This window comes from Mesonia sp. HuA40 (assembly GCF_008017835.1).
Classification (GTDB): Bacteria; Bacteroidota; Bacteroidia; order Flavobacteriales; family Flavobacteriaceae; genus Mesonia.
On record NZ_VRLT01000021.1, the window covers coordinates 60,340 to 73,687 of the forward strand.

Here is a 13,348-nt window from a genome sequence, read left to right on the forward strand (position 1 = left end):
AAAATGGAAAGCTATAAGTTAGTATGACGAATAGTTATAATCAATTTTTTAAATTATCAATTGATTCCTAAGTACAAAATCCAGTAAAAAAATAGGCTCAAATTGAAGGTGCAATTTGAGCCTATTCATTAATTTAGTTGTAGCCTGTTAGCTTTAAAACTTAAAGGATAAACTTAGAATTAATTCACTTTGATCAATATTTAAGCGATTTAACTCTGGTGTATTGTTAAAGTTATTTTGTAAAAACTCAACCTCATTGTCGCTAAAGCCACGAGAGTAACGCAAATCTATACCAAAATCTCCCAACTGCACCCCAGCACCAGCGTGCAAGCCTAAGCTCCAATCTTCATTAGGTTTTTCTAAATCTTTATTACCAAATTTACTGTCTAGATTATACTGTAAATTGGGACCCGCAAAAACATGCAATGGGCCAATCAGTTTTATGCCTACTAAAACGGGAACGTCAAGACGTTGTAATTCAAAGTCTACCCCCTCATATTCACTTTGTGTTTTGGTGTAAATTAGCTCAGGTCTTAAGTAAATCGGACTTAGGTTAATGTTTCCAAAAACCCCAATGTGGTACCCAACGCCTGCTTCGGCTTCAAATTTGGCATCATTGCTCAGGTTTTTTAATTCACCATTCGTGTTATGACTTAGACCGGCTTTTACTCCCCATCCGTTTTCATCGGTTTGTGCCCATCCGCTAAGGCATAGCAAAATTATGATAAGGCTTACAAAATTTTTAAACATGGTTTTATTTTCTTTGGATTACTTTTTTACTTGCAGCAACAATAGACTTAGCATTAAGTCCGTATTTCTCCATTAATTGCTCGGGAGTTCCGCTTTCTCCAAAAGTATCCTTAGTGGCGATAAATTCTTGTGGGCTTGGGTGTTCTGTGCTTAAAACACGAGCTACACTTTCTCCTAAACCACCTAAATAATTATGCTCTTCTGCGGTGACTACACATCCCGTTTTTTTAACTGATGCAAGAATGGCATCTGCATCAAGCGGTTTTATAGTGTGTATGTTAATCACTTCTGCGGTAATTCCCTCTTCTGCTAAGGTTTCGGCTGCCTGTAGTGCTTCCCAAACTAAATGACCTGTTGCTACTATTGTAACGTCGTTTCCTTCGGTTAATTGTACGGCTTTACCAATTTCAAAATTTTGGTCTTCTGGAGTAAAATTAGCTACTTTTGGTCTTCCGAAACGCAAATAAACAGGACCGTCGTGATCAGCAATAGCTAAAGTTGCTGCCTTGGTTTGATTATAATCACAGGTATTAATTACCGTCATACCTGGTAACATTTTCATAAGCCCCAAATCTTCTAAAATTTGATGAGTGGCGCCATCTTCGCCAAGCGTTAGACCAGCGTGCGAAGCGCAAATTTTCACATTTTTACCCGAGTATGCCACACTTTGTCTAATCTGGTCATACACACGTCCTGTTGAAAAGTTTGCGAAAGTACCAGTAAAAGGAATTTTACCCCCTATGGTCATACCTGCAGCCATTCCAATCATATTTGCCTCGGCAATACCTACTTGAAAGAAGCGCTCTGGGTGGTTATTTTTAAATGCATCCATTTTAAGTGAACCCGTAAGGTCTGCACAAAGGGCTACCACATTTTCATTCTTTTTTCCTAATTCTTCCAAACCGGCTCCAAATCCAGAACGGGTGTCTTTTTTGCCAGTGTCTATATATTTTTTCATGATTTTGTCCTTTTTAAAAATTAATAATCGCCTAAAGTTTCTGGATTTTGCGCAAGGGCTATTTCAAGTTGCTCATCATTAGGAGCTTTACCGTGCCACTCGTGCGTATGCATCATAAAATCAACCCCGTTACCCATTACTGTATGCAACAAAATACAAACCGGCTTTCCTTGACCTGTTTTTTCTTTTGCATCTTGCAACCCTTGAATTACTTCGGTAATGTTGTTTCCATTTTTAACCTCTAAAACTTCCCAGCCAAAAGCCTCAAACTTATCTTTTAAATTTCCTAAAGGTAACACACGATCTGTAGAGCCATCTATTTGCTGTCCGTTTAGGTCAACGGTTGCAATTAAATTATCAACTTGGTTACCGGCCGCATACATTATGGCTTCCCAATTCTGCCCCTCCTGTAATTCGCCATCACCGTGTAGAGAGTAAACCAAATGTTTGTCTTTATTTAATTTTTTAGTTTGAGCTGCTCCAATGGCTACAGACATTCCTTGACCAAGCGATCCCGATGCGATGCGTACTCCCGGTAAATTTTCGTGGGTGGTAGGGTGTCCTTGCAATCTAGAATCTATTAGTCTAAAGGTGTTTAATTCATCAACAGGAAAAAATCCGCTTCTAGCTAAAACGCTGTAGAATACAGGCGAGATATGTCCGTTTGATAAAAAGAAAAGATCCTCGTTGTTGCCGTCCATTTTAAAATCGGTGGTATAGTCCATAATTTCTTGGTACAGCGCCGTAAAAAATTCTGCACAACCTAGAGAACCGCCAGGGTGCCCCGAGTTTACCTTATGTACTTGCCTAAGAATATCTCTTCTTACTTGCGTAACAAAATCTTCTAATTGTGTTGTGTTTGCCATTGTTGTGTGGTTTAAAATCTGTTTGCGCAAAAATACTTTTATTTGTAGGCAATTGAAAATAAAAGTAAATAAATGTAAGTTTGGTTTTGGTTTTCTTTACGGAAGGCAATCCGTACAGCGATAAAAGTTAATAAATGAAACTAGCATCTGTTTGCTTTTAAGAAATTAATTACCTTTGCCCATCTAAAATTTTATGCATGCAATTTAAGCTTGAAGCGAATGATGTGGGTAGCAAGGCTAGAGCCGGAACAATAACCACAGATCACGGAAGTATAGAAACGCCTATTTTTATGCCTGTAGGCACCATTGCTACAGTTAAAGGGGTGCATCAACGTGAATTAAAAGAAGAAATAAATCCCGATATCATATTGGGAAATACCTACCATTTGTACATGCGTCCACACACTGATATTTTACAAAAGGCAGGGGGCTTGCATAAATTTATGAATTGGGACAGGAACATTCTTACCGATAGTGGTGGGTATCAAGTTTATTCTTTGTCGGCCAACCGAAAGATAAAAGAAGAAGGGGTAAAGTTTAAATCGCATATAGATGGCTCATACCACTTTTTTACTCCAGAAGGGGTAATGGATATTCAGCGCCAAATAGGGGCCGATATTATTATGGCCTTTGATGAATGCACACCCTACCCTTGCGATTATAATTATGCTAAGCGGTCTATGCACATGACACACCGCTGGTTAGAGCGCTGCTTAAAGCGTTTTCACGATACTCCGCCTTTATATGGTTACGAGCAAACCTTATTTCCTATTGTGCAGGGAAGTACCTATAAAGATTTAAGGCAGCAATCTGCAGAATATATTGCCAATGCCGGTGCTCCAGGAAATGCAATTGGTGGCCTGTCGGTTGGTGAACCTGCCGAAGAAATGTATGCGATGACCGAGGTGGTAACCGCCATTTTACCCGAAGATAAACCACGCTATTTAATGGGAGTAGGTACGCCTATTAATATTTTGGAGAATATTGCGTTAGGAGTAGATATGTTTGATTGTGTGATGCCTACGCGAAATGGTAGAAATGGTATGTTATTCACAGCACACGGAACCATAAACATTAAAAATAAAAAATGGGAAGACGATTTCTCTCCTTTAGATGAAATGGGTATTACTTGGGTAGATAAGGAATACTCTAAAGCTTATGTTAGGCATTTGTTTAGTGTGAATGAAATGCTTGGCAGGCAAATTGCAACTATTCACAATTTAGGATTCTATTTGTGGTTGGTACGCGAAGCTAGAAAGCATATTTTAGCCGGTGATTTTACAAGTTGGAAAAATCAAATGGTCAAGCAAATGGATAAAAGATTATAAGCGAGTGAAAATATTAGATTGGTACATACTAAAACGTTATCTAGGCACATTTGTTATGTTGCTCTTATTGTTTATCCCCATAGGAATAACAGTAAATTTAGCCGAAAAAATTGATAAAATACTAGAAAATGAAGTGCCTTTTATAGAGGTGCTTTATTACTATATTGATTTCACCGTTTATTTTGCCAATTTACTTTTCCCTTTATTTTTATTCTTGTCGGTAATATTTTTCACCTCAAAGCTGGCTAATAATACAGAGATAGTAGCTTTTTTAAGTTCAGGTGTTTCATTTACTCGCTTTTTGCGTCCTTATCTCATTGGGGCTACCATTGTTTGCATAAGCGCTTTGGTTTTAAGTATGTATTTGGCACCAAATGCAAGCCAAGGGTTTAATGAGTTTAAATGGAAGTATCTAAAGCGTGGTAAATCAGCTCAAGAAACCCAAGATGTATTCCGACAAATTAATGATAATGAATTTATTTATGCTACCAATTTTGATCCGGCTACTCAAACGGCACGTAATTTTACCTTAGAACATTTTGAAAACAACCAATTAAAATTTAAAATAAGTGCCAGTAGGCTCAAGTTTGACGATAGTATTTTTGTACTTAATAACTATGAAAAACGTATTGTTGGGCAGCCCAACGACCGGTTGATAAGTAAAACCAAATTAGACACGTTGTTGCCATTTGAGTTTGATGCGCTAACACCCGTAGAATACATTGCCGAGACTTTAAATTTTAATGAGCTTAATGAATTCATAGAGCAGGAGAGAAGACGTGGTTCAGCCAACATTAATCGGTATCAAGTAGTGGCATATAAACGTTTAAGCTTACCTGTTTCTGCCTATATTTTAACCATTATAGCGGTATCGGTATCTTCGGTTAAAAGAAGAGGGGGGATGGGCGTAAATCTGGCTATAGGAATCGCAATAGCTTTTATATTTGTGTTTTTTGATAAGGTTTTTGGTACTATTGCAGAGCGGTCAACCTTTAGCCCGTTGCTCGCCGTATGGTTACCTAATATTGTCTTTGGAATCTTAGCTATCTTTTTGCTGCAAAAAGCAAAACGATAAAGTTTATAATTAATTTCGGTTAAGCCGAAGTGCATCGTAGAAGTTTTATATATTTGCTTACTAAAAACTACAAAAGCCATACCCGATTATGGAATATTTAGAATTTGAAAAACCGATACAGGCTTTGCAAGAAGAGTTTAATAAAGCTTGCAAAATAGGAACAGATAATGACGTAGATGTTTCTGAAACCTGTCAGCAAATAGAGAAAAAACTCAAAGAAAAAAAGAAAGAAATTTATAAAAATTTAACCGCTTGGCAGCGGGTTCAACTTTCGAGACACCCTAATCGTCCTTACACCTTAGATTATATTCAAGCACTTTGTGGCGATACCTTTTTAGAGTTACATGGAGACCGTACAGTAGCCGATGACAAAGCTATGGTAGGCGGTCTAGGTAAAATAGGCGAGCAAAGTTTTATGGTTATCGGGCAACAAAAAGGAACCAACACCAAAACTAGACAGTATAGAAATTTTGGAATGGCCAATCCAGAAGGTTACCGTAAAGCGCTTCGTTTAATGAAGTCTGCAGAGAAGTTTAACTTACCGGTGGTTACTTTTATTGATACTCCAGGAGCATACCCCGGTTTAGAAGCCGAAGAACGCGGACAAGGTGAAGCTATTGCGCGTAACATTTTAGAGATGACACGACTTCAAGTTCCTGTAATTGTTGTAGTTATAGGAGAAGGAGCCAGCGGTGGAGCTTTAGGAATTGGTGTGGGTGACAAGGTGATGATGCTAGAAAACTCTTGGTATTCGGTAATTTCTCCAGAGAATTGTAGTTCGATATTATGGCGCAGCTGGGATCATAAAGAGCAAGCCGCAGAAGCCCTAAAATTAACCGCTAAAGATGCCAAACGACTTAAAGTTATTGACTCTATTATTAAAGAGCCTTTAGGCGGAGCACATGCCGATCGAGTTGAAATGGTAAAAACACTAAAAAAGATAATTTTAGAATCTTATGCCGAACTAAAAGAGTTATCCCCAAAAGATTTAGTGAAATCTAGAATGGATAAATATTTGGCAATGGGTACATATAAAGACTAAACACCCATATACATAGTAATGACTAAATCCGAAGTTTTTCTCTTCGGATTTTTTTACCTTTATTAACAAAAAACAAAAGTTATTAACAGGCGATTCGTTGATAACCTGTTGATTTTAGAAAATACAATTTAGCCTATTAGCCTTATAATTTTTGTTACATTCGCACCTATGGAAAACGTCAAGAAAAATAAACCTTATACCCAAAAAAACCAGGATATTATATCACTGCAAAAAGGAAAAATACCTCCTCAAGCAGTTGATTTAGAAGAGGTTGTGTTGGGTGCTATGATGATTGATAAGAAAGGTGTAGACGAGGCTATTGATGTTTTACACCCTGATGTTTTCTATAAAGAAGCGCATAAATACATTTTTGAGGCTATTTTTAAATTGTTTCAAGACAGTCAACCTATTGACTTATTAACAGTTTCTAACCAGTTAAAAAAAGATTTGCGACTTGAAGTTTGTGGAGGCGATTATTACCTGATTCAGTTAACGCAAAAAGTTTCTTCTTCTGCCCACATCGAGTTTCATTCACGCATAATACTACAAAAATATATACAACGTAGTCTTATAAAAATATCAAGTGAGATCATTGAAGATTCTTATGAAGAAAGTACAGATGTTTTTGATTTACTAGATAAAGCTGAATCTAAATTGTATGAGGTTACTCAAGGCAATATTAAAAAATCATCAGAAACTGCGCAAAGTTTAGTTATTCAAGCTAAACGCCGAATTCAAGAAATTTCAAACCGTGAAGGCCTAAGTGGTATTCCTACAGGATTTACCAAGTTAGACGAGCTAACCTCAGGCTGGCAACCTTCAGACCTTATTATCGTGGCAGCTAGACCTGGTATGGGTAAAACGGCGTTAACCTTATCTATGGCTAGAAATATTGCGGTAGGTCAAGATATTCCTGTGGCATTCTTTTCATTAGAGATGTCATCTGTTCAATTGATCACCCGATTAATATCTTCAGAAACAGGACTTTCATCAGAAAAATTAAGAACGGGTAAGTTAAAAACGCATGAATGGGAGCAGCTTAATGTAAAGGTAAAGGCCTTAGAGAAAGCTCCGCTTTTTATAGATGATACCCCTTCGCTATCAATTTTTGATTTACGTGCTAAAGCCAGAAGGTTGGCCTCTCAGCACGGTATTAAATTAATTGTAATTGATTATTTGCAACTAATGACAGCAGGAGGTACGCAAAAAGGAGGAAACCGTGAGCAAGAGATTTCAACCATTTCACGTAACCTTAAAGCTCTAGCAAAAGAACTTAATGTACCGGTAATTGCTTTATCTCAGTTATCGCGTGCTGTCGAGACTCGTGGCGGGAGTAAAAGGCCTTTACTGTCTGATTTAAGGGAGTCTGGAGCTATTGAGCAGGATGCAGATATAGTTTCGTTTATCTATAGACCTGAGTACTACAAAATAGATGAATGGGATGATGAAGAGCAATCGCCTACAGAAGGTCAAGCCGAATTTATTATCGCTAAGCATCGTAATGGGGGCTTAGACAACATCCGACTTAAGTTTATCGGAGAATTAGGTAAGTTTGATAACCTAGATCAATTCGACTTTCCATCTGAGATACCCTCGAGTATGAATACAGAATCTGATGAGGATAACTTTCCTGGCGGGAATTTTCCATCTGCCTCTGCAGCTTTCGGTTCACCCGATTTAGAAGAAGACGACGAAGATTCAGTACCTTTTTAATTATTAATACGCTTTTCTTTGTATCTTTTGCGCTATGAAAAAGATGCTATTATTACTTATATTTTTTAGTTTATGCTTTTCCGCGAAAGCGAGCTACCTTTTAATCCCTATGGATGATATGGGGCAAAAAGATCACTTAAAGGCTTATGGCTTAACCTATTGGGTTTTGGAGCAGCAAATTAAGGTGAAGTGGTTACTTAATTACAAAGGCGGCTCTTTTTTAATTCCCGATTTAGAAGAAATAAGACGAGAATGTCAAATTCGTGGTGTTTCTTTTGAATTGTTAAGTGACGCAAAAACCCAGTCTATTCTTGATTTTATTGACAGTCCTTCACAAAATATGGATGCCGTGGTATTGGAGAAGGCACCAAAAATTGCTGTATACACTCCAGAGGGCCAAGCGCCTTGGGATGATGCCGTTACCATGGTGCTTACATATGCCGAAATACCTTACGAAACAGTTTATGATACAGAAGTGCTGCAAGATGAACTGTTACTATACGATTGGTTGCATTTGCACCATGAAGATTTTACAGGGCAGTTTGGTAAATTTTATCGGGCATATCGGGCAACACCTTGGTATATAGAGGAAAAGAAACAGGCTGAGGCTCTAGCGACTAAATTAGGTTTTAATAAGGTTTCTCAAGCTAAACTAGCGGTCGCTAAAAAAATTAGAGATTATGTTGTGGGGGGAGGTTTTATGTTTGCCATGTGTAGTGCAACAGATAGTTTTGATATAGCCCTGTCTGCCGAAGGAATAGATATTTGTGAACCTATGTTTGACGGTGACCCGAGTGACCCTGCCTATCAAAGTAAAATCAACTATTCTAATACCTTTGCCTTTACGGATTTTATTTTGGAGCGTAGCCCAATGGTGTATGAATTTTCAAGTATAGACATGACTAGCAAGCGTAAAATACAAAAAGAGGTAGATTATTTTAGTTTGATGAATTTTTCGGCTAAATGGGATCCTATTCCGAGTATGCTTTGCCAAAATCATACCGCCTTAGTTAAGGGATTTATGGGGCAAACTACTTCTTTTGACCCAAACACGATAAAATCAAATGTTTTAGTGATGGGGAAAAATAGGGTAAACAATGAGGCGCGTTACATTCACGGTATTAAAGGAAAGGGTTTTTTTACGTTCTATGGTGGCCACGATCCCGAAGATTACCAGCATAAGGTAGGAGATCCTAAAACAGAGTTGTCTTTACATCCCAATTCTCCAGGTTATCGTCTTATTTTAAATAATATACTTTTTCCTGCGGCAAAGAAGAAAAAACAAAAAACCTAAGGAGCTTTATAAAAAGATTCGTGGGGTAAAACAATAATTTCTACCCGCCTATTTTTTTGTTTGTTGGTAGGGGTGTCATTGGGTGCCACCGGTTTTTGCTCTCCATAACTTTCGCTTTTAAAACGGTAAGCGCCTAAGAGGTTTAGTTTGGATTTTAAAAATTTTTCTACTTCTCGAGCTCGATTTAATCCTAAATTATGATTATACCTGCTGCTAGCATCACTATCAGTATGACCTACAATTACGATTTGTGCTTTAGGTATTTTTCTAATGATATCTATAAATTCGCTAAGTTTATCTAGTGCTTGGTTTTTTAGATTATGGGAATCTATATCAAATAGTAGATGTGCCTTTACATTCAATTTTAAAACAGCTCCAATAGTTCCTACTGCATCTATATCTGCACCGGCCGTTGGGCCACTACAAAAAGAGGCTAAATCTTTAATTTTTACATAATAATAAATCTTTTTTTCTTCTTCTTTTTCTAGTGCTGAAGCAATATCTATTTGCGAGGCTCCACCTTCTATGCGCCCAATATTTATCCATTCTTTTGCATCGCTAGAAATGGCGACTTCAAAAGCTTCTACAGAAGGGCCTATTTCAAAAAAATATAAATCGGGACCTTCTATATCAATAAAACCATTATCTGTAAATGCAACGATTAATTCTCCTTTACAACCTATTGAAACATAGGATTGATCTAGATACTTCTTGTAATCTGGTTCTCCAAGGGCTGCTTTTGGGTTGGTGTATTTTTTTAAGGCTTTAGGTTCGCCTTCCTTAAAAGAGATAATAGCATCTGCAAAAGCTACGTTGCCTAGGGGTACATAAATTTCTGTATTATTCTTTAAGCGGTACATTTGCTTAAATTTAATATGATCTAATGGCACCTGAGACGCGCTCCAAAAAAAAGATAAAAGAGAACAAAGGGTAATTAGCTTAATGTTTTTCATAGCTTAAAGATACCATTTTTTGGCTATTCTTTTAGCGATACTTTAAGCTGATAATACATAAAAAAACCACTTTAGCTTCCTAAAGTGGTTTTATATAGAGAGATAATAGGGTTTTGCAAATTATTTTACTTTCTCAACAATGGCTTTAAAGGCCTCTGGGTGGTTCATAGCCAAATCTGCTAAAACCTTACGGTTTAATTCGATTTCATTGGCTTTTAATTTACCCATAAATTGAGAATAAGACATTCCGTTCATTCGAGCACCCGCGTTTATACGTGTGATCCATAATGATCTAAATGTTCTTTTCTTTGCTTTACGGTCTCTATAAGCATATAACATTGCTTTTTCAACCGCATTTTTGGCTACTGTCCAAACGTTTTTACGACGTCCGAAGTATCCTTTTGCTTGCTTCATCACCTTTTTTCTTCTGGCTCTTGAAGCTACTGAGTTTACTGATCTTGGCATATTTTAAATGATTTTGTAGTAGGCGTCTATACTTAAATAGCTCTTTTTTGGGCCCAACTCCAGGGTTATTAACTATTTTTAACCAATTAAATGGCTATTACTTTAAACGTAATTGCAATTTAATGTTGTCCTCATCGGCTTTATGTACTAAAGTCGAGTGAGTTAATTTAAGCTTACGTTTCTTAGACTTCTTTGTTAAGATGTGACTTTTAAACGCGTGCTTTCTTTTAATTTTTCCAGTACCGGTTAGCTTGAAACGCTTTTTAGCACTAGATTTAGTCTTCATTTTAGGCATAATATATCCTTATTAATTATTATCTCTCTAATGATAATATCTTATTTTGATTTTTTAGGCGCTATGAACATATTCATACGCTTTCCTTCTAACCTAGGCATTTGCTCTACTTTACCATATTCTTCTAAATCTTGTGCTAGACGAAGCAGTAAAATTTCACCTTGATCTTTAAAAACAATAGAACGACCTTTAAAGAAAACATAGGCTTTAAGTTTAGCACCATCTTTAAGAAACCCGATTGCGTGATTTTTCTTAAACTCGTAATCGTGGTCATCGGTATTAGGGCCAAACCTAATTTCTTTAACCACAACTTTGGTTGCTTTTGCTTTTAAAGCTTTTTCTCTTTTCTTCTGTTCGTAGAGGAATTTCTTATAGTCCATTGCTTTTACAACGGGAGGTTTTGCATTTGGCGAAATTTCAACCAAATCTACACCCAGTTCTTCAGCTTTGGCTAAAGCTTTTTCGATAGGATATACACCCATCTCTACATTATCACCTACTAAACGAACTTCTTTAGCACGAATTTTATCATTGATTTTGTGCTGATCTTCTTTGATCTGCCTTGATCCTCTTGATTTTTTTCTACGAATTGCTATGACTATCTATTTTAAATTAAACTTCAAATGTTTTTAGCGATTTATTTATCTCATTAGAAATCAATTGAGCAAAATCTTCAATTGTCATTTCTCCTAAATCATCACCGCCGTGTTTACGTACAGATACCGTGCCATTCAGCTCTTCTTGTTCACCAATTATGAGCATATAGGGTATTTTGTTCATTTCGGCTTCCCGAATTTTCTTACCCATAGTTTCACTACGGTTATCTAACGCGCTGCGAATTTCGTGATTTTCTAATAAATTTAAAACTTTTTTGGTGTATTTTTCATATTTCTCGCTTAAAGACAAGATAATAGCTTGCTGTGGCATTAGCCAAAGTGGAAAATTACCTGCCGTGTGCTCTAATAAAATAGCTACAAAGCGTTCCATACTTCCAAATGGAGCTCGATGTATCATTACGGGTCTGTGTTCTTCATTATCGCTACCCTTGTAGGTTAAATTAAAACGTTCTGGCAAATTATAGTCAACTTGTATTGTTCCTAACTGCCAACTGCGACCCAAAGCATCTTTAACCATAAAATCTAATTTTGGTCCATAAAATGCAGCTTCTCCAGTTTCGATAACATAATTGAGTTCTTTTTCTTTTGCAGCATTAATTATAGCCTGTTCGGCTTTCTCCCAGTTTTCATCGCTACCGATGTATTTTTCTTTATTCTCAGGATCTCTGAGGGAAACCTGAGCAGTGAAATTTTCAAAACCCAAAGAACCAAATACATACAGTACCAGGTCAATTACATTTTTAAACTCCTGATCTAATTGATCTGGTGTACAAAATATGTGTGCATCATCTTGCGTAAAGCCTCTTACTCGGGTTAAGCCATGTAGTTCGCCACTTTGTTCATAACGGTAAACGGTACCAAATTCGGCAAATCGTTTGGGCAAGTCACGGTAACTCCAGGCGCTGGCATTATAAATTTCGCAGTGATGCGGACAATTCATTGGTTTTAATAAAAACTCTTCATTTTCGTGTGGGGTCAAGATAGGTTGAAAACTATCTTCACCATACTTGGCATAGTGCCCAGAAGTCTCGTACAGTTCTTTTTGTCCAATGTGCGGTGTTACCACGCTCTCATACCCTGCTTTATGTTGTGCTTTTTTCAAGAAATCTTCAAGTCTTTGCCTTAGTGCAGCACCTTTTGGTAGCCAGAGGGGTAGACCTTGTCCTACTTTTTGAGAAAAAGTAAAAAGCTGCAATTCTTTGCCTAACTTTCTATGATCTCTTTTTTTAGCTTCTTCTAAAAGAGCCAAATATTCTTTTAAATCTTTTTGTTTAGGAAAACTTATACCATATACACGGGTTAATTGCGGCTTGTTTTCGTCTCCTCGCCAATAAGCTCCAGCGACATTCATTATTTTAACCGCTTTTATATTGCCTGTATTGGGTATGTGCCCTCCTCGACATAAATCCGTAAAGTTATCGTGATCACAAAATGTGATATCACCGTCTTCTAAATTCTCTATTAATTCAACCTTGAACGGATTTTGTTCTTTTTTATAAAAATCTAAAGCCCTTTGTTTACTAACTTCACGTAGTGAGAAGTCGTGTTTTCCACGGGCGATTTCCAGCATTCGTTTTTCAATTTTTGGAAAATCGGCATCTGAAATTTTATGTTCTCCAAAATCAACATCGTAATAAAAACCATTTTCAATAGCCGGTCCAATAGTGAGTTTAACTCCTGGAAAAAGCTCCTGAAGGGCCTGTGCCATAACGTGAGATGAGCTATGCCAAAAAGCCTTTTTACCTTCTTTATCCTTCCAAGTAAAAAGCACTAAAGAGCCGTCTTGGTTTAATGGGGTAGATGTTTCAACCGTTTGCCCATTAAATTGGGCCGATAAAACATTTCGCGCTAAACCTTCGCTAATACTTTTAGCCACTTCTAAGACTGTTGTTCCTTGTTGGACCTCCTTTACGCTTCCGTCGGGTAGGGTTATTTTTATCATAGTTTTATATTATGTTACAAAGATAAACGCTTAGCTAATTTTTGCAAGTC

The 13,348-nt window shown here is 37.1% G+C and carries 13 protein-coding genes; 5 read left to right on the forward strand and 8 right to left on the reverse strand.

What is annotated here, in order from left to right; genetic code table 11:
• Positions 1–153: 153 nt before the first annotated feature.
• The 3 genes from FT993_RS02310 to FT993_RS02320 are packed head-to-tail and all read right to left on the reverse strand — an operon-like array spanning position 154 to position 2,574.
• Positions 154–750, reverse strand: coding sequence for a porin family protein (locus FT993_RS02310; protein WP_147860928.1), 597 nt, complete (start codon positions 748–750; stop codon positions 154–156).
• Positions 751–754: 4 nt separating this feature from the next.
• Positions 755–1,708 carry a transketolase family protein gene (locus FT993_RS02315; RefSeq protein WP_147860929.1) on the reverse strand — a complete coding sequence of 318 codons (954 nt, stop codon included), beginning with the start codon at positions 1,706–1,708 and terminating at the stop codon, positions 755–757.
• Positions 1,709–1,728: 20 nt separating this feature from the next.
• Positions 1,729–2,574, reverse strand: coding sequence for a transketolase (locus FT993_RS02320; RefSeq protein WP_147860930.1), 846 nt, complete (start codon positions 2,572–2,574; stop codon positions 1,729–1,731).
• Positions 2,575–2,771: 197 nt separating this feature from the next.
• Here FT993_RS02320 and tgt point away from each other — a divergent pair, with 197 nt between their 5' ends.
• The 5 genes from tgt to FT993_RS02345 all read left to right on the forward strand — a co-directional run bounded on the left by tgt (position 2,772) and on the right by FT993_RS02345 (position 9,026).
• Positions 2,772–3,902: a tRNA guanosine(34) transglycosylase Tgt gene (gene tgt, locus FT993_RS02325; protein ID WP_147860931.1), complete on the forward strand. Its 1,131-nt coding sequence runs from the start codon at positions 2,772–2,774 to the stop codon at positions 3,900–3,902.
• A 4-nt stretch (positions 3,903–3,906) separates the two neighbouring features.
• Positions 3,907–4,977: an LptF/LptG family permease gene (locus tag FT993_RS02330; RefSeq protein WP_147860932.1), complete on the forward strand. Its 1,071-nt coding sequence runs from the start codon at positions 3,907–3,909 to the stop codon at positions 4,975–4,977.
• A gap of 88 nt (positions 4,978–5,065) precedes the next feature.
• Complete coding sequence (locus FT993_RS02335; RefSeq protein ID WP_147860933.1) at positions 5,066–6,019, forward strand: acetyl-CoA carboxylase carboxyltransferase subunit alpha; 954 nt, start codon at positions 5,066–5,068, stop codon at positions 6,017–6,019.
• A gap of 168 nt (positions 6,020–6,187) precedes the next feature.
• Positions 6,188–7,732: a replicative DNA helicase gene (dnaB, locus tag FT993_RS02340; protein WP_147860934.1), complete on the forward strand. Its 1,545-nt coding sequence runs from the start codon at positions 6,188–6,190 to the stop codon at positions 7,730–7,732.
• A 43-nt stretch (positions 7,733–7,775) separates the two neighbouring features.
• On the forward strand, positions 7,776–9,026 hold the full coding sequence (locus FT993_RS02345; RefSeq protein ID WP_370450881.1) for an asparagine synthetase B: 1,251 nt from the start codon (positions 7,776–7,778) through the stop codon (positions 9,024–9,026).
• On the opposite strand, the gene FT993_RS02350 is transcribed toward FT993_RS02345, so the two are convergent.
• The 5 genes from FT993_RS02350 to thrS all read right to left on the reverse strand — a co-directional run bounded on the left by FT993_RS02350 (position 9,023) and on the right by thrS (position 13,298).
• On the reverse strand, positions 9,023–9,979 hold the full coding sequence (locus FT993_RS02350) for an OmpA family protein (RefSeq protein WP_147860936.1): 957 nt from the start codon (positions 9,977–9,979) through the stop codon (positions 9,023–9,025). The genes FT993_RS02345 and FT993_RS02350 overlap by 4 nt on opposite strands.
• Positions 9,980–10,099: 120 nt before the next feature.
• Entirely contained in the window at positions 10,100–10,444 is a 345-nt protein-coding gene (rplT, locus tag FT993_RS02355) for a 50S ribosomal protein L20 (RefSeq protein WP_147860937.1), read from the reverse strand.
• A gap of 97 nt (positions 10,445–10,541) precedes the next feature.
• Positions 10,542–10,739 (reverse strand): 50S ribosomal protein L35, encoded by a 198-nt coding sequence (gene rpmI, locus FT993_RS02360; RefSeq protein ID WP_147860938.1) that lies wholly within the window; start codon positions 10,737–10,739, stop codon positions 10,542–10,544.
• Between the two features lie 41 nt (positions 10,740–10,780).
• Positions 10,781–11,296: a translation initiation factor IF-3 gene (gene infC, locus FT993_RS02365; RefSeq protein WP_255504408.1), complete on the reverse strand. Its 516-nt coding sequence runs from the start codon at positions 11,294–11,296 to the stop codon at positions 10,781–10,783.
• Positions 11,297–11,351: 55 nt separating this feature from the next.
• Positions 11,352–13,298: a threonine--tRNA ligase gene (thrS, locus tag FT993_RS02370; protein ID WP_147860940.1), complete on the reverse strand. Its 1,947-nt coding sequence runs from the start codon at positions 13,296–13,298 to the stop codon at positions 11,352–11,354.
• Positions 13,299–13,348: the final 50 nt, after the last annotated feature.